General features: G+C 45.6%; 19 protein-coding genes. 8 read left to right on the top strand and 11 right to left on the bottom strand.

Annotated elements, in window-relative coordinates; all coding sequences use genetic code 11:
- Positions 1-14 precede the first annotated feature (14 nt).
- From PAE68_RS04565 to PAE68_RS04535, 7 genes are all read left to right on the top strand, one after another.
- A complete protein-coding gene (locus tag PAE68_RS04565) occupies positions 15-1439 on the top strand; it encodes a GerAB/ArcD/ProY family transporter (protein WP_281884542.1) in 1425 nt (474 codons plus the stop codon).
- Positions 1440-1494: 55 nt separating this feature from the next.
- Entirely contained in the window at positions 1495-2502 is a 1008-nt protein-coding gene (locus PAE68_RS04560; RefSeq protein ID WP_281884540.1) for a M23 family metallopeptidase, read from the top strand.
- A complete protein-coding gene (locus PAE68_RS04555; protein ID WP_281884537.1) occupies positions 2499-2996 on the top strand; it encodes a bactofilin family protein in 498 nt (165 codons plus the stop codon). Before PAE68_RS04560 ends, PAE68_RS04555 begins: the two co-directional genes overlap by 4 nt.
- Before the next feature lie 186 nt (positions 2997-3182).
- The gene (locus PAE68_RS04550; RefSeq protein WP_281884535.1) at positions 3183-3926 is read left to right on the top strand and encodes an HAD family hydrolase; all 744 of its coding nucleotides are present in this window, start codon (positions 3183-3185) and stop codon (positions 3924-3926) included.
- 228 nt (positions 3927-4154) lie between these two features.
- Complete coding sequence (locus tag PAE68_RS04545; RefSeq protein WP_281884533.1) at positions 4155-4676, top strand: hypothetical protein; 522 nt, start codon at positions 4155-4157, stop codon at positions 4674-4676.
- A 575-nt stretch (positions 4677-5251) separates the two neighbouring features.
- Positions 5252-6853, top strand: a complete 1602-nt coding sequence (locus PAE68_RS04540; RefSeq protein ID WP_281884531.1) for an IS1634 family transposase — start codon at positions 5252-5254, stop codon at positions 6851-6853.
- Between the two features lie 317 nt (positions 6854-7170).
- Positions 7171-7575 carry a hypothetical protein gene (locus PAE68_RS04535; protein ID WP_281884529.1) on the top strand — a complete coding sequence of 135 codons (405 nt, stop codon included), beginning with the start codon at positions 7171-7173 and terminating at the stop codon, positions 7573-7575.
- Between the two features lie 3 nt (positions 7576-7578).
- Here the strand turns inward: PAE68_RS04535 and PAE68_RS04530 are convergent, their stop codons facing one another.
- From PAE68_RS04530 to PAE68_RS04515, 4 genes are read right to left on the bottom strand one after another with little or no spacing between them, the layout of a single operon-like run.
- The gene (locus PAE68_RS04530; RefSeq protein ID WP_281884527.1) at positions 7579-8382 is read right to left on the bottom strand and encodes a sugar phosphate nucleotidyltransferase; all 804 of its coding nucleotides are present in this window, start codon (positions 8380-8382) and stop codon (positions 7579-7581) included.
- On the bottom strand, positions 8379-8753 hold the full coding sequence (locus PAE68_RS04525) for an HAD family hydrolase (RefSeq protein ID WP_281884525.1): 375 nt from the start codon (positions 8751-8753) through the stop codon (positions 8379-8381). The genes PAE68_RS04530 and PAE68_RS04525 overlap by 4 nt, the downstream gene beginning before the upstream one ends.
- Before the next feature lie 18 nt (positions 8754-8771).
- Positions 8772-9887, bottom strand: coding sequence for a nucleotidyltransferase family protein (locus tag PAE68_RS04520; RefSeq protein ID WP_281884522.1), 1116 nt, complete (start codon positions 9885-9887; stop codon positions 8772-8774).
- Positions 9888-10259 (bottom strand): HAD hydrolase family protein, encoded by a 372-nt coding sequence (locus PAE68_RS04515; protein ID WP_281884520.1) that lies wholly within the window; start codon positions 10257-10259, stop codon positions 9888-9890. It lies immediately after the preceding gene.
- 124 nt (positions 10260-10383) lie between these two features.
- Here PAE68_RS04515 and PAE68_RS04510 point away from each other — a divergent pair.
- Positions 10384-11429, top strand: a protein-coding gene (locus PAE68_RS04510; RefSeq protein ID WP_397379333.1) for an IS630 family transposase whose coding sequence is annotated in 2 segments (ribosomal slippage) — positions 10384-10893 and positions 10896-11429 — 1044 coding nt in all. Because the reading frame shifts where the segments join, the coding sequence is not laid out codon by codon here.
- Positions 11430-11446: 17 nt separating this feature from the next.
- Here the strand turns inward: PAE68_RS04510 and PAE68_RS04505 are convergent.
- The 7 genes from PAE68_RS04505 to PAE68_RS04475 are packed head-to-tail and all read right to left on the bottom strand — an operon-like array spanning position 11447 to position 16729.
- Entirely contained in the window at positions 11447-11857 is a 411-nt protein-coding gene (locus PAE68_RS04505) for an HAD family hydrolase (RefSeq protein ID WP_281884518.1), read from the bottom strand.
- Positions 11858-11859: 2 nt separating this feature from the next.
- On the bottom strand, positions 11860-13035 hold the full coding sequence (locus PAE68_RS04500; protein ID WP_281884517.1) for a phosphoenolpyruvate carboxykinase (ATP): 1176 nt from the start codon (positions 13033-13035) through the stop codon (positions 11860-11862).
- The gene (locus PAE68_RS04495; RefSeq protein WP_281884514.1) at positions 13032-13907 is read right to left on the bottom strand and encodes an isocitrate lyase/PEP mutase family protein; all 876 of its coding nucleotides are present in this window, start codon (positions 13905-13907) and stop codon (positions 13032-13034) included. Before PAE68_RS04495 ends, PAE68_RS04500 begins: the two co-directional genes overlap by 4 nt.
- A gap of 10 nt (positions 13908-13917) precedes the next feature.
- Entirely contained in the window at positions 13918-14514 is a 597-nt protein-coding gene (locus PAE68_RS04490) for a hypothetical protein (RefSeq protein ID WP_281884512.1), read from the bottom strand.
- Positions 14515-14536: 22 nt separating this feature from the next.
- A complete protein-coding gene (locus tag PAE68_RS04485) occupies positions 14537-14926 on the bottom strand; it encodes a hypothetical protein (protein ID WP_281884510.1) in 390 nt (129 codons plus the stop codon).
- 25 nt (positions 14927-14951) lie between these two features.
- On the bottom strand, positions 14952-15668 hold the full coding sequence (locus PAE68_RS04480) for an aldolase/citrate lyase family protein (protein ID WP_281884507.1): 717 nt from the start codon (positions 15666-15668) through the stop codon (positions 14952-14954).
- Positions 15669-15682: 14 nt separating this feature from the next.
- Complete coding sequence (locus tag PAE68_RS04475; protein ID WP_281884505.1) at positions 15683-16729, bottom strand: nucleotidyltransferase family protein; 1047 nt, start codon at positions 16727-16729, stop codon at positions 15683-15685.
- Positions 16730-16736: the final 7 nt, after the last annotated feature.

The raw sequence follows: 16736 nt of genomic DNA, 5'->3' as shown, positions 1-16736 counted from the left end.
AAAGGAGCGTTACGATGTCAACGGGCTTACACATCATCAGCTATCGGCAATTCACATGGCTCATCGCCGCCCTGCTAACGGGTGGAGGTCTGCTGACTGTGCAGCATGAGCTGATCCGGGTGAGCAAGACCGACGCTTGGGTCAGCTTCTTCTTCCCGGCAGTCTACGCGCTGCTTGTGGGCTACGTGCTTACGATGCTTGCCATCCGCTTTCCGAACAAGAACATGTATGAAATCAATACGATCGTCTTCGGTCGCCTCGGCGGAATCGTCGCGAACCTGGTGCTTGTCATACACTTCTGGTCCATCCTCATGCGCGACCTGCGGGCGTTCGGCAAGTTCATCGGCACGATCCTGCTGCCGAACACACCGCAGGAGATCGTCCTCCTGCTGTTCGTCAGCATCCTGATCTTCTACGGACGAACTAGCATCGAGGTCGTGGCGCGGGTGAACGAGCTGTTCTTCCCGGTGTTCTTCATTCTGATGCTCATTCTACCGTTGCTGCTGTCGAACGAGCTGAATCGCACGCTGATCCAGCCCGTGCTTACGATCAACGCGCAGAGCTTGACCTCCACCTCGCTGCTCGGGACGGGCTGGTACGGCGACATCCTGATCGCAGGGGCGTTCATGCATACGATGTGGAGCAGCAAGCAGCTGAGGTCTTCATTCCGGCACGGGATCATGCTCTCGACATTTCTGCTGTCCATTGCCTTGCTGATGGCTGTGCTCGTGCTCGGACCGAACATACCCGGCAATATCATTTACCCGAATTACAGCCTGGTGCAGCACATTCATATTACCGACTTTCTCGATCGGGTCGATCTCATTATACTGAGCATCTTGTTCCCGGTTTCTGTGTGCAAAATTATATATATTTACCTTGCATTCCTGCTCGGTATATCGAGCCTGGTCAAGCGAAGAGAGTATGCGCTGATCAATACGCCCGCCGGTCTATGGCTGCTGCTGACGACGCTGATCGCGTTCAAGACGACGACCGAGGTGTTCAGCTTCGGCAACTACTGCTCACCCGTCTTCATCCTCGGCTACCAGCCGCTGCTGCTCATCGGACTGATCGCCCTGTCCCGCCGATTCCCAAGCCGCGGGGAGATGAACGAACAGGATCAAGGCGATACGCAGACGAGCGGCCGGCGAAGTAACAGGAGCGGTCTGGAGGTAATCCTGGATTGGTTTAACCGCATATCGTACAGCACGCTGCTCACGACAGGCAACCTGCTAATCGTCGCTTGCGCCGCCTTGCTCCTGATAGGTATGTGGCTCGGACCGACCTTCGCAATAGTTGGAAATATATGCGGCGTGCTGTATGCCCTGTGCTTCACCGCAGTACTGCTTACGACCCATCTGGAGCTGAAGAAGGCCTCGACGTACCGAGTACAATCGCCTCGGCAATTCCGCCAAGCTGTCGGTAACTCCGAGGGTTGAAGCAACTATATCGCAAGCCTTATAGCTTGGCTCGAATGAATCGAAAGGAGTCGTCATGACATTCAAGTGGTTTCGCAATAAGCTGACGTTCGTCATTATCCCTGAGGTGAATGGCAGCGTCGTTCGTGTTAAGCTGTCCCGCGCTGCCGTATCGGGCGCTCTAGCGGCTATCGTCCTGTTCATTGGGATCGCCGTCTATGTGTACACGACACGCGTACATACAGCCGCGTCCACCTTCCAGCACAATAGCGAGCTGCACGGCAAGGCTGCTCAGCTGGAGGAGGCGCTCGCCGGCAAGGACCAGCGCATCGAGGAGCTGGAGAACGAAATCTATTCGCTCTCCAAGCAAGCTGCACATATCCACTCCAAGGTCGAAGCGATGAAGAAGCTGGAGCAGGATCTGCAGAAGCTGACGCCCGGGGACTTGAAGCGGGCAGAGCGCGACGGTACTGCGGCAGTCGGCTCGGCCTCGCCTCTGCAAGCAATGGGAGGCCCGGCATATCCGGCTTCAGACGAGGAGGTGCAGAAGCTCGCGCTTGCCACTGGCCAGACATATGCAGCGCTCGAGCAGGAGATCGTCCAGCTGGCCGATCGCTTCAACGAGTCGAAGCTCCAGCTGCAGGCGAAGCAGGATCAGCTGGCCCGCACGCCGACGCTGTGGCCGACTGTGTCACGGATTGTGACGTCGAATTACGGCTATCGGCGGGACCCTTTTACACGCAAGCTCAGCTTCCATCGAGGCATCGATATCGGGGGTAAAATGAACGACCCCATCTACACGACCGCACGCGGCGTTGTCGAGAAGGTCGGCTACGACAAGCTGCATGGTCATAATGTGATCGTCGAGCATTCCGATGGACTGAAGACATGGTATATGCATCTGAACAGCGTGTCAGTCCGCAAGGGACAGCGCGTCGATAAGGGCGACATCATCGGCAAGCTCGGCACGACCGGGCGCAGTACCGGGCCTCATCTGCATTACGAGGTGCTGCTCGGAGGCAAGAGCACGGACCCTGCGCCATATTTCCCGAAGAACAGAGAGAAGAAGGAGACTGCGAAATGATGATGGGCATCGGAAGAAGCAAGACGAATGCTACAGGTAAAGGCTTCAAGCGCTCCAGCGGTACGGTGACGCTAATTGGAGAAGGAAGCCGCATGGAAGGAGAGATGAACTCGCAGGCCGACATCCGCATTGAGGGAGAATTCGTCGGAAGCCTATATGCTACAGGCGAGGTGGCCGTCGGTGAGAAGGGAATGGTCCACTGCAAGGAGCTGAAGGCGCGGGATGTGATCATCGCGGGCAAGCTGGAGGGCTTCGTGCAAGCAGATGGCTTCGTGCGCATCACGTCGACCGGCAGACTGACCGGACGCATCGTCGCAGGAACGCTCATGATTGAGCAAGGCGCGATCTTCGAGGGGCAGAGCCTCATGACGCAGCCGTCCGCGCTGCAGCTACAGCCTTCGGAGACAGCATCGGAGAGCGCTGCGATGCTAGCGGCGAGCACGGCCGCCGGGCAGGCACCGGAAGCCGCAATGACTGCGGCGATGGCGGAGTAGCATCAGCAGCTTAGGCAGCGGCGTCTCACGACTCAGCTGCCTGCCTATGCTTGCGTGCGCTGCAGCAGCGCACGCAAGGCTCACTGCCGCAGCCCTACCAGCACCGCATGAGATGCGTGCCCGCTCCACACTGTGTATAATATAGGAAAAACGCGATAGTTGCGTGTAGACCAGGAGAGAACGCCTATGAAGCAAACGATACTGTTTGATATGGACGATACGCTCATTTATTGTAACAAATTTTTCGACCTTGTCATGGATCAATTCGCAGACCAGATGGAGGCGTGGTTCCACAGCTATAAGCTGTCCCCTGCCGACATCAAGCATACCCAGTCCGAGCTCGACCTGCAGCAGGTGCTGGTGAGCGGCTTCTCCCCCGATCACTTCCCGCGCTCCTTCCTTCTGACATACCAGCATTATTCAGCGCTGACCGGCAGACCCGAGAGCGAACAAGAGCGGCTGCGGCTGCTTGAGCTCGGCGCGTCGGTATACGGTCACAGCATCGAGCCGTATCCGTACATGGAACAGACGCTCGCCACTCTCACTGCCGAGGGCCACGAGCTGCATCTGTACACAGGTGGCGATACAGCGATCCAGATGCGCAAGGTGAAGGAGGCGGAGCTGGATCGCTTCTTCAACAACCGGATTCATATTACCCGTCATAAAAATATCGAGTTCCTCGACCAGCTGCTCGACTCCCTGCAGGCAGACCGCTCCCACACGTGGATGATCGGCAACTCGCTGCGCACCGACATTATGCCTGCATTGACGTGCGGCATTCATGCGATCTTCATGCCCGCCGAGGTCGAATGGTCGTACAACCAGATCGAGGTCAACGTGGAGCCTCAGGGCGCGTATTTGACCCTATCGTCGCTGCACATGATCCCGGAGGCCATCCGCGAGTACGTGCAGACCCGTACTGGCGCTTAGGCTACTCCTTACATAGAGTATTGCTCATAAGCTCTCCGCTCGGAAGCACTCACCTACTGGTGCTGATGCTTCCAAGTATAGAGCTTTTTTTCATTCACACTTTTCTGGAAAAGTGAGCCATATGCCAAGCCAGCCTCCGCATAAGCTGTAACAACCGATGAAAGCTTCTGCTTGAGGAGCGGCGGTGTTCATCGCATGACATCATGTGCCGGAAAGGAGCTGAGAGACTTGGGGAAACCGACCATGCTGGTGTACAAAAATGATAAATACGGCTTCACGCTGCGATTCCCGACTCGGTGGCGGACGCATTGCGTCGTCAGCCGTCGCAAGCGCGTAGCCGAAACGGAGTACGAGCTGCACTTCAAGTTCAGATACAACCGCAAGATCTACGACAATGTGCTCTCCATTCTCGTGTACCGAATGACAGAGGAGCAATGGTACGAGCAGGGCTACAGCGAATCACCGCTCAGCCTGCTGGGGGTAAGCAACGGCCGCCTCTTCGCCTGCCAGACACCCGAGGAGCTGCCAAGCGAATTCGTCGACCCGAAGACGGGCGAATACAATTACAAGAGGTACGGCGCGGCCATCAAGCTGCTAAGACAGATGGTCAATAAAGACGTGCCCCGCATCATGGAATCGATCCGCTTCCCGGCCGCTGCGCGTAAGCTGCGCACGACACCTTACTACGGGAAGTCCGTCTGCGGCTGTGCCGGACGGGGCGTGCTTAGGAGGAAGAAGCGCACGAGGTAACCCGCCCGTGCTCGTGCTGAGCACGGCTAGGGCTATATTGTGCGAACGCTGGTGGAGTGAGGCTGGAGGGACTTAAGACTTGTCGCAGTAGGGTGCGGCAAGTCTTTTTGCTATGGACAGTTCACTTGTGTCTTGAATAATTTAGATTATTTGTTAAACTTAACTAAGGTGTGAAGCCGAATCCTTACCTTGCCAGAGAGAAAGGGGTTATTCAGCTTCTAGGCCATGCAGTACAGATGGTTCCTTACGCATCGTAACAGGTGTTTCTTAGCGAAAGGTCGGTATAGGGGTAACATGAAGCTACTTTAATAAAGAGAGCAGCCTTTCGTTATTTGCATGCAGCGCTACATCATAAGGTCGTTCTCCAGCGTCGTTGACCCGATCTATGCTGGCACTGTGTACAATAAATCGTTCTACTACAGCCGCAGCATCCTCTGAAGGATTAAACCTAAATCCCCGCGCAATTATAACGTGGAATTGTAAATTCCCCTTATAATTCGCGGGGTTTCGTCATTTTTCTCTTGCTAAATCTATCCATTCCACGTTATAATTATAACGTGGAATGAGGGGATCACATGGCACTTGTCTATTTGAAGAATAAGACCAATGGTATCACATACGTTTACGAATCCGAAAACTACTGGGATAAGGATAAGCAGCAATCTCGTAGCCGTCGTACTTGCATCGGCAAGTTGGACCCTCAAACAGGGGCTTTCATTCCTTCAAAGCGGTTGAACAAACCGATCAAACCATCTAGTTCTAAAGCGGATTCCACTTCTGTGACCGAATCAAAGCGCCACTATGCAGGCGCCACATTTCTACTTGATGCTATTGGCAATAAGCTCGGAATTACCGCCGATTTGAAGAAGTGCTTTCCTGAGCAATACGATCAGATGTTGTCCGTTGCCTATTATTTGATTCTCGAGGATCACAATCCACTCATTCGATTCCCTAAGTGGGCATCGACTCATAAACATCCCTATGGCAAAGATATACCTTCTCAGCGAAGCAGCGAATTGTTCGCCTCAATTACAGAGGAAGGGCGAGAGCGATTCTTCCGTCTTCAGGGTAGACGTCGTACGGAAACGGAGTATTGGGCCTATGACACGACAACCATTTCGAGCTATTCTGAATGCTTAAATCAAGTCAAGTATGGTGTCAACAAAGAACATGATCCTATTCCGCAAATGAACTTGGCGCTATTATTCGGTGAACAGTCCAACCTGCCGTTTTACTATCGGAAGCTGCCTGGAAACATCTCCGATGTTCAGACCGTCAAGAGTCTCATTGCTGATATGGAGTTCCTAGACTACAAGAAAATCAAGCTGGTTATGGATCGAGGCTTCTACAGCGAAGCCAACATTAATGCCTTGTTCCAGCATCACCTGAAATTTTTGATTGGTGTTAAGGTCTCACTAAAATACGTACAATCTGAACTGGAGACCGCTAGAACTCAGCTTCAGAAATGGGAAAACTTCAACTCCGATTACGATTTGTTTGCCTGCTCTAGGACGATCACGTGGAAGTATACACAACATCGTCCGTATAAAGGCGATGTGCTAGAGGGGGAGCGCCGGGCGTATTTGCATCTGTATTTCAATAAGGAGAAAGAAGCCGAAGACGCCATGAAATTAAGTCGTTTGCTGACTCGCTTGAAGCAAGAACTAGAGAGTGGCAAGCGCGATCCCGCTCATGAGAAAGCCTACGCTAAATACTTTGAAGTAACCTCCACGCCAAAGCGTGGAGCCGTGATAAGGCCTAAACAGGAGGCGATCGACGCCGCGGCTAAAAATTACGGCTACTTCGCAATGCTAAGCAATGAGATCAAGGATCCGATTGAAGCACTGGCCGTTTATCGAAACAAGGATCTCATAGAAAAGGCATTCGGGAATTTGAAGGAGCGTCTCAACTTCCGTCGTATGGAGGTATCATCCGAACGTAGTCTTGATGGAAAGCTGTTTGTGGAATTCGTAGCCTTAATCTATCTTTCATATATTAAGAAGGAGATGCAGGAGAAGAAATTATTCCAGCGGTATACGATGCAAGGGCTTTTGGACGAGCTTGATGTGATCGAATGTTATGAACGCCCCGGTCACGATCTGCGGTTCGGCGAGATTACTAAGCGACAAAGGGAGCTGTATGAATTATTAGAGGTCGCCCCGCCCTCCTCGTTATAATTCGGCGGGGATTTAGGATTAAAGCGGAGCTCCTTAAGCTCTGCTTCCTTCTCAAGCAGCAGCTTCGCATCAGAAGTGAACAAGTATGCGTTATTCAGTAAGGCCAATAGCTGATCGGTACGAGCAACGATGGCCTCAAGAGGCGGAGCATTAGGCTCAATAGCGGAAGGGGCCTCCAAGCTCGGCTTCGTGCAGCCGCTAAGGAGCGTGAGTCCTGCTAATAGCGTCATAGACAGCAGTATCGACTTCAAGCTCGATATCCTCCTCTAGAGCTTAAGATTGATCATTCACGACTTATCTGACGAACGAGGTGTACGATGAACAAGACAGCAATCCATAGTTTTACACTTGGAATAACCTCCATAATTATGGCTGTATGCTATAAGCTGAATGTGATGGACTTCTCCTTCTTAGGCATGGAGGAAGGCTCGGAGTCGGGTTATGTTCTTCTCTGGGCCCACGTAAGCTTGCTATTAGGGGGACTCGTCACGATCGGCACCCTACCTCTGCTTTCTACCCATGTACAGTTCCGAAAAATATCCGCCGTGCTGCTCCTGTTCGTTGCGGCAGCATGCCTCCTCATACAAGGACCGCCAATATTCTGGTGGACCTTGGTCGGAATCGGAAGACCCGCATATCTGCTGATGGACATGCTGCATGTCACCGTGCTCGTGCTGTCTGTCAGGCTGATCGTTGTAATCACTGCACATCGGACTAACTGAGCTTCAATTCAATGACCTACTCATCTTCTCTAGGTCCGTCATGTCGTGCAGCAGACTCCGCCCTATACTCAATTCGGCCGGCGTGCCTAGAGGTATAAATATTTCCGATAGATCAATTACATACTGCTTCCCTTCCTGAATCAGATCATTATATAAAGGTGCTACATAGAATTCGTCTCTAACTCTTTGATTTTGCCGAATCCATTTCTCAGCGGTGCTAAAAAAATCACTTGCATTGGAAAAGTGATAAAAACCATTTAAGGCGTAGTTGGAAATTTTATCTTTTTCAGCTGTTCGAGTAATGATTCCCATACAATTAATTTGAGCAAAACTCCACTTGTCATCATCATCTGCTATAATCGTTGCTCCTAGTACCCCGTCAAGCTTCTTACTCTTATCAAGTAGTACATCTCGTAGACGCGTAGAATGAAAGTAAGTATCGATATTATAAATAGCTAATTCATCGTTCATACTAACAAGATTTCTTGCGTAAAACACGGTTTCAGCCTGACCATTCGTAATCTGTGGAATCAGTTGTATCTCATAGTTCAACCGTACGCCCAATTCCCCTAACAGCTTGTTCATGTTCTTCTCTATAAATCTACTAATATCATGCGTTCGTTCATGTTCCTCCAGTCCAACAAATACGACATGATGAAAAACATCGAGCGGAATACTAGATAATGAAATCTCAAATAATGATCTTCCTTCGACTTCAATCATATACTTGGGTTGCTCGAAACCGGCTTTCATGAACCTAGAGCCTTTTCCAGCCATTGGAATGATCAGAGTCCGCTTGTTATTCATTTTAACCTGCTTTCATTTGAAGGGGGCAAGCTACTTCCATTATCTTGAATTTGGCACCAACCGTCAAACCGATAAGCATTGTCATCAATGTAAACTTGTGCCCAAGGCTTCCCAAAGTGGATTTCATCGTAGGGGATATGATGTCGTGCAAGCCACTCGATTGTACTTTGACCGATGTCCTCCTTCACTTTTTCGACATCTCCATGATGCGTTCTCATTCTTCTAGCTGTATGAATAATTATGTAATTTCCAGCCTCTCTTAACATCGTTAACTTTTCTCTGGCTCCCACCATCGGCTGTAAGTCCTCGTACTTTTGGTCGCCTCTCCTTAATTCACATATTACACCGTCTAAATCCACACAAATTCTCATTCGCATACTCCCCCCTACTTAAGTAATCAGCGAAGGCCTGTCCATATTGAAAATTCGGTCGTAAATATCACCTGACCATGTATGTACAGCCTGTTCCTCGTCGACATGATATACTTCGTTAATAAAGGCCTTATCTTCTTTTAGATGAATCTGTGAAAGAAACTCACTGATGTTCTCCTCATGGAATAACTCCTGTAAATAATAAAAGGAATAATACACTTCTTTTTGTTTTTCTAAGCGCTCCATACAAGAGAGAAATTCGTAGGAATTCCAATCATCGCGCTTGGATACGGTGTTGAATGTGTGGTAAATGTCACAAAGCTTCACGAGAAGTAGATCTTTATATAGTAAAACATCTCTTAACATTGTAGCTTCCTTGTAAAAATGGATACATAAAAAAATAAGGTGATGAACCCAATCCAATGTTCGTATTGTATTCTTCTCAATGTTGACCTCGATCGATCGATCAAGAAGATCATTGACTATAGTATCATTACGAGAAGCTGACATTAAGTTGATGGAGAAATGAACATCAATCATATGATGGTCAATAAAAGTGCTATCCAGCTTTTTGATGAAGGGAACGACTTCATGAGATACTAAAGGTCTTGTAATAATATCCTTCCGACTCTTCATTTTAACTTCTTTCTTTATTGGACTGACCCCTCCTTGAACATAACCTTTCGATTTAATAATCTCCAAGCTTTCTTGTAGTTGACTTGGTTGTACTAACAGATCATTATCATTAAAATCCCTTGCTCCAAAATCTTGATAGACACATTGGGATAGCACGATTCCTTTAAGCACCACATACTTGATTCCTTTATTTTCAAACTCGTTACAAATATCAGATAAGTGAAGTAACTGCTCTTGGGCCTTTAAGATTTGTACTTTATGGGAAGTTTCTAGGTAATGTATGATTTTAGGAAAAGTAAGCCTCTTTTCTTTTGAGTCCGAAACATAATCAACAACATTTTTCCAGCAAATCCCTGGTACTTTATGAGCTTGAATAAGACCAATAACCTCTGCCCAATTCATATGCGTGCGCATTAGCTCATTAAGCCTATCAATCTCATTCGGCTTTAACTGCGGCTTAATAAGAAGCGTAATCAGTTCATACTCTTTTTTTCTCATTCAATCACCTATACCACTATATTTTAATAAAAAACTACTTAACGTCTCTGTTAATCGTAGGTCTGCAACTTCCTCCAGCTCCCTGCTACTACCCAATACGGATATTCCCTTTGCACACTTTTGAAACAAGGTCACATCGTTCCGACCATCTCCAATTGCAATCGCCTGGTCTAACTGATATTCAGTGTCTTTGATCGCGGCTGCGAATCCAGTTCCTTTACAGGAAGTAGATGGTATGATGCGTACACAATTAAAAAAACGCATGGGGATCAAAAATACATCATTGAAATTCGGGGTAGTCACGATTTCTGTATCATGTGGAAAAACGAATATCTCCGTTACATGTCCAAATTCGAAATCCCCTATATTCATAATGTTAATATCAGCTCTTTTTATCTCTTTATATATAAGTTGAACTAAAGTTTTAGGAAAGAATGGTAAGGAAATAACGATCTCTGTGTCGAATGAGTAAGGAAACTTATTCGGACAGGTAGGGATACAGATGGAACAGCAGCATTCGTTAGAGGAAGTCACAAGGGCTATGAAGCAAGAGAAAGAACGTCGTATATATGAACGCTATCAAGCGGTGTACCTACATTTCAAGGGTAAGTCTGTCAAGGACATCTCTGAGACTCTGAATCGCAGTAAGGAAACTGTCAACCACTATATTCAGGCCTATAACACGGGTGGTCTCAAGGCGCTGCAAATGAAGTATTCGACTGGAGCTCCTACTCGATTGACGAAAGAGCAACAAGAACAATTAAAGCAAACCATCGTTCAATCTGTTCCCCATGATGTAGGCTTCTCAGCTCGATATAACTGGACACTCGAGATCATTGCTTCGTATATTGAACGGGAATTCGGTCATCGTTACTCCCTAAGAGGTGTGTCCAAGATGATGCACCGTCAAGGACTAAGCTATACGAAGCCAACGTACACTCTGGAGGCTGCCAACCCTGAGAAGCAACGACAGTTTACAGAGACAACATTTCCTGATTTAAAAAAAGATTGATGAATGACGAAATCGCGCATCTGCTTTTTGAAGATGAATCGATGATAAGAGACTATCAGGCAATCCAGAAAACCTGGTTTCTTCGCGGTAAGCAGCGCATCATCCAGACGACGGGGAAACATCGCGGCGTGAAGCTGCTCGCCACGGTCGACTATGGGACCGGACAGATCGTATGGCAGGAAGATGAGCAATATACGGCTGAGACTTTTTTAAAGTTTCTTCAAAAAGTGATGCTCGCGTACCCGACTGGTAAAGTTGTCATTGTACTGGATAACGCCCGAATCCATCATGCGAAGCTGCTCCAACCGTTTCTGAATGAACTGGAAGGGAGACTTGAATTGGTATTTTTACCACCTTACAGTCCGCAATTAAACATTGTTGAAGGACTCTGGAAATGGCTTAAGTCTAGCGTAATCAACAATGTGTTTTATCACAGCGTTGCTGAAATACGAAAAAACGTTGGATTGTTCATGAGCGAGATTTTGAAAGACACTTGCTCGATCATTGACAGGCTATGTGTCAAGTTCTGACATCCGATTTCTTTAGTTCAATTTATATAGATAAAAAATAACTTGGTAGCCGCTCCCTTAGAACTAGCATAAAATCTACTATTGTTTTCGATTACGAAATCCGCTTTCCCATCTAACTCGGCTAATATAGCTTTCAAAATAGAATCATTAATGGAGTTTATAATTTTTACTTCATGAGTTTGTTGGTTATAAAGAACGTTCCCGTCATTGCAAATGATTACGGGTTCAAAGTGTTGTAGAAAATCCAGTTGCGGAATGATGGTTCTCATGGAGTGAACGTTACGACCACTTGCAAGATATAGTTTGAGTTTTTTACTATGTAAATGCTCTATCCCTTCCAAGATTCCATCTAACACTTTATTGTTAGCATCAATTAATGTCCCGTCTAGATCGAACACTGCAACTCGACATGCTGACAATTCAATCATAACTAATTCCCCAAATGACTTCGAAGTGTATCAACAATAGACTCCGCCTTGCTTGACAAATCTCTAGGATCACCGCTCAACTTCCAGATCTTCTTCGTTTTTAATTGACGGATGAGCTGTGCAGTAGCCGCGATTAAGAACTCGTCGCTTACTTTTCTGATATTTAAGAATCCCCTTAAATAGTCCTCATCTATCGGTTCCCTCAAATTATCGTTCAAAATCTTATCAAGGGAATCGTCCCAGTCTATAGGCTCCAGACGAATTTCTCCGCTACCTATTTTTAAATCAGGAAAAATTACAGCGCTTACTTTCTCACTTCCTCTGTTTATCACTCCCTTAAACTCAAACATCTCTTGTGGAGTTATCTCTAACTTATCCATGCTCCTCCAGTATTTAAGCGCATCCTCCTCGTTTTCGAACTTTTGAGACCAGATTCCTGAAGCTTGGTCCCTTCGAAAGATGGCCTCGCTATCCCCTTCCTTTATAAGCCTCGAATGCTCCAATGTACCCATACCAAGTCGAATAGCTAGAGGCCACCCATATACGACGATATCGTTCTGTTCCTCATGGAGAATACAGCGATCATTTGAAATATATTCAACACCTTTTTGTTGAACTAAATTCCACATTGTGGAGGTTTTGCCGACACCATTATCTCCGATAATTAATATACCACTCTTGCCTTCATCTATCGCAATGGCTGCTCCATGAGTGAAGCACCCACCTACATTTTCCAGCTCCCTTAAAAAAATTTCTCTAATGAGTCGTAATGGGGTTCTATATATTTCGGAAGACTCTTCTGAAGCAACAATTGCAATATGGTTCCCATTCATGATAATCGAATGCTTGTTGCTGTTACGAAAACCAATGTTAGAAGCTAATAACGTGACATCATCATCGACTATTGTTTTATATGAGAAATCAGGTTTGGAGAAAACATCGGCCCCACCAGAAAAACAGTGGCTTCGAATCGATTCATTTAGTTCAGCATTGATATACATTCTGATCTCATAATGTATCATCGTCCTTGAGTTTGTTGTTAATGGTATGTAATGTTCGATTTCCTTCATTACCTCTTTTACATTACTAAATACGCTAAAATTCACCATACCTAGGGTGAAGCTGTATGCGAAATTGAAGCTTTCAGATTTTTCATTAGTAAATGATTGAAACCTCATATTTTCACCTCTTCATTGTATGACAGATATTTCGTTGAGGTTAAATCAAATAGTTCAGATAACTTCATAATCTCCATTTCCAGGTCGTTGGCTTTGTCTTCTTTTATCAATTTGTAAGAATATTGAATAGAAGTTAATGCTGCTCTCAGAGCTTGATTAGCATAAATCGCCATAGAGTATCCCATTCCATGCAGTTGCTTACTCGATATTTGCGGGAATGCTGTCGGCACAATAACTAACGGCGCGCTATAATCCCATTTTTCACTAATCATCGCTACCTCTTGAGCCAATTTATCTTTCGTATGAATCAGAATAGCATCGGCTCCTGCGGATACATATGCCTTTGCACGAAGTAATGCATCATCAATACCCTCGCCTGCAATTAACGACTCACACCTTCCAATAACAAATAAATCATCTCCAACCGAGTCACGTATAGCACTTATTTTATGAACCATCTCCTGTTGGGTGACAAGTAAGCGATCATGACCACTAACCAGGCTGTTTCGTTTAGGATAGGGATTATCCTCAATGCATATACCTGCAAGATTTGTTCTATTTATTATTTGAACCGCTGTAAAGCTTGCATTCGCTGCGTCGCCATAACCGTTGTCACAATCCGCAATAACAGGAATATGAACCGATTGAGAAATCATCGAGAATGCGGGTAAAAAATCGCCGAATGTAAGTAAACTTCCGTCAGGTACGCCATTGACACTAGAAAGTCCTAAGCCACTAATCCATATAAAATCAAAACCCGCTTTTTCGGCTAGTTTCGCTGATATTGCATCATGGACACCTGCACCCATCTTGATCGTTGAACGATCCTTTAACATTTCTCTCAACACATTAGCTTTTGTATTAGTAGTCATAAATATCTCCTCAACTATTATAATCTAGCGGCAGAAACAAGTCTGATATGGCCAATTTATTTGATGACCACCCGTACCATTTATTTAACAAGACGATTCCACTAATCAATAACACAATCGATCTCTCTGTATGCTTCAAGTGAAAAGGTACTATTCCGCATAGTAATAATCCTTCTGATAATAATGCTTTGGGGATCAGCATCGAGTCATTTCCGTGACTTTGTTCTCGTTGCATCCATTGATAATAGTAAGCGAGCAACTTTTCATAAGTAGCGAATGGAGCATCCCTCTTTACACTCCACCAATAGCTGTTATCCTCAACCTTCAGATCAAAGTGTCCGCCTCGAACCAAGGAATATTTAGCATGAAGATCATGTAATAACTTCCCTGTATCATAGCAAACATCAAAATATGTACTACCATCTATAAAATCCCCACGTGGGTCAATTAACTTTTCACCGAAATCATTAAACAAAATATTTCCCGTATGGAGGTCCCCGTGCAAAAATAATGCCTTATCGGTCATGCAGAGCTTTAATATTTGTTCTTGTTTTTGAATTAATTTTATTATTTTTTTCAAGCCAAACATTGGGGTTCCGTTAATCATTATCGTTTCATTGTTAATTAAGTTAGTTAGTTAGTTGTTGATTATTAGATTCAACGATCATTTCAGCCCGCAATTGGGTTTGACTCACTAATAGATTGATATGCGGCCTGCTTGTTTTTTGTTGAATTACGTACATATTTCTGTACAGCCATCCAAGAACGTTATCAACTACTCGAACTGCATCATCCCCTTCTATTTCTTGCATAATAATAGCCTCACTGAGCGTTCTCATCTTAAGCTTTTTCATGCATAGCCATGCTTCTTCTCCATTCCAGCCATAGCCGTATATTTCAGGAAAGCCCTCTTTCACACAGTCTGGAGCTTTGCTTAACCATATCGATTGTTTTTTTAGCCTTACTGCTGATAACCCTTTTCCATATTTGACTAAGGAAGTACCTATATCCACAAGCACAGAACCGGAATCTCCACCGTGCCCATTATCTAGATACGCTTGAGATTCCTTGTTCGAGTAAATCTCTGATTGTTCCGATCGACCTAAAATAGGGATTATAATGTTTCACCTCACAGTCAGGAATACCCACATAACCAAACTTCCCCATAAGTCCACTATGCTTTGCTATTGTCTCATTCACCAACTTCAGTACCTCGTCGATGTGAATGGATAATGATAAAGATAGATCTTTCATTCCAAACATAATTCCATCGGACACAAGAGCGATTTTATCTATGCTCTGTAATCCTTTTTCAGTTTCGATCATCGAAATCAGTTGGAGATTGTGATGAGACCATTCAATATATTGGTCCAATTGTAACCCTGTATTCGGCATCCCGAAGCATCTTGAAACACTCCTGTTGCCGTACGGGGGATAGCTTGACCACATTCTAATTTCGGAAACTTGTTCCACACTCTCGACACAAGGAATGATGACTCCCCAAGCTCCAGCGTCTAGTATAGCGTTAATATCCGCCGCTCTCGGTTGTATGCCTGTCCTCACTAGCGGAATAACCTTATTGAAACTGCTTGTGCCACAGCAAGATAAAAAACTTTCGAGTTCACTTAAAGACCAATACCCATGCTGCAGGTCAACGGCAATCCATCTTAGAAAAGGACTTCTTCGAACAACTTGGGAAACCTCCTTACTGGGAGACTGTGTCCAAATGCCCACAAATGGTGAGCTGCTGTTTGGATTCATACTTTTTTTATCTCCTATAAAGGCAATGTTGGATTTTTGTTACCTTCTTTGGATGTATACCAATCACTTCTTTTTCCCTGGTCACCCATAGCACTCGCAAGCCATTCAGCGCGGTCTAGCCTGAGCACCCGTTCCCTAATCGCCCAAGGCCATGTATAAGAACCAATCGGCGTACTCATTCGCTCAGTTCCCATTTCATGTCCAGGAGTTAATTCAAAATTGTAGCCGAAGATTTCTTTGACATACCATAGGGTACGCTCTAAATAATTCATCCAGTTTAATTCACTTGCAAGCTGCTTCACCTTACCAAAGTTAACAAGCCTACATAATAAGAATATATCCACTAGTCTAAAGAGCCTTACATCGTCCTGATGAAACACTTTCCTGAAATCTTCTTCATGCTCACAGAAATGTTTACACGCATAGATTAACGAAAGTTCATGGGATATAGTAAGGATACCATTTCCAATTGGTATTGCTTCGTCTTTGAAAACCATAAAAGTATCATAAGGATTTCTATCATTCTTAGAGGGATCTCCTACATGTACATCCACAACCAATCGATCATTGCCTAGCTCTTTAAATGCCGTTGACCCGTTTTTACCCGAACGAAGCCAAAAGCCTTGCTCTATTAAATATTGTTCAACCCTTTGAGCATCACTACTGTGAAACAAAAGATCAATGTCACCAATTCCTCGGATGTTGGGCGACTCTTTGTAGATGGTATGCTTAAACGCCCCTCCCTTTAATAAAATAGGTTGTCCTTTAATAGCTCCATCATGAAGCAGATTGAAAATCACTTCACTGTAATTACGCCATCTATTTTCTTGTTTCTTAATAAACTCATTGAGTCGAACAGCGACTCGCCAAGGAACACGACTATCTTCCAATCCATCTGTTAACTTCCACAGAAATCCAAGTAACCCATTGAGATCTGCAAAGTATAGAAGGTTCCCCCAGTCAATAGCTCCTTCTTGTAATCTTTGATCAAGCAAGGAACTATCACTTGTCTTACAATACTCCAGTAACATATGACAATCACGAATGTAATTAGTATCCATAATGATC

Source organism: Paenibacillus sp. YYML68, from assembly GCF_027923405.1.
Lineage (GTDB): Bacteria > Bacillota > Bacilli > Paenibacillales > NBRC-103111 > Paenibacillus_G.
This window is presented reverse-complemented; position numbering and strand designations above follow the sequence as displayed.